The organism is Paracoccus sp. P2, assembly GCF_046335115.1.
Classification (GTDB): domain Bacteria; phylum Pseudomonadota; class Alphaproteobacteria; order Rhodobacterales; family Rhodobacteraceae; genus Paracoccus; species Paracoccus pantotrophus.
The window spans coordinates 1-684 of the sequence record NZ_JBGOSN010000178.1; the positions used below are offsets into that span (position 1 = coordinate 1).

At 61.8% G+C, this 684-nt stretch carries 1 pseudogene; it reads right to left on the reverse strand.

Annotation, left to right across the window (positions count from 1 at the left end):
* Positions 1-684, reverse strand: a pseudogene (locus ACDP63_RS25090) (IS1380-like element ISPme1 family transposase); the annotation flags it as partial.

Genomic DNA, 684 nt, shown 5'->3' on the forward strand with positions numbered 1-684 from the left:
CCGATCTTGATCAGCTTGAGTTGCAGGCTGGTCAACGACCAGTCCGCCATGGCCTCGGGCAGTTCGATGCAGCGCAGGAAGGTTGCCAGGTTGTAGGCCAGCGCGTGCAGTTGCAGCCGCACCTCGTTGTGCCGGAACTTCCGGCATGACAGCCGCGTCCAGCGAAAGGCATATTTGCCTTCCTTGATGTGCTGCTCTGCGGTGCCGCGCTGGTTGTAGAACCTCACCACCCAGTCTGGCTCCATCGGCAGGTTGGTGACGATGAAGCCGACTTTGGGGAACAGCTCGCCCGGATGCCATTCGATCTTGGCGATGACGCGGCGCGGCTTGTCCCAGGACGCCGCCTGATACTCGAAGTCCTCGAAGAACCGTTTGACCTTGGTCAGCGAAGGCCGTCCCACGGGCCGTGTCAGCCGATGCGCGATCTTCTCGCGCAAGACGGCGTTGGCGGGCAGACGGATGGCGTAGAAGAACCTGGCTTCTTCCAGCCGCATATAGATCGCGGGGATCGCGTAGGCAGCGTCGGCCCGGAAGAAGCGTCCACCAAGGTCGCGGCCAGCATATCGGGCAATGACGGGATCAAGGACATCCCGCCAGCCATCGGCGCTGTGGACATTGCCGTTACGCAGGGCGCAGCGCTCCAGCATGCCAAACTGGTTGAACAAGAAGATGGGGTGATAGCAG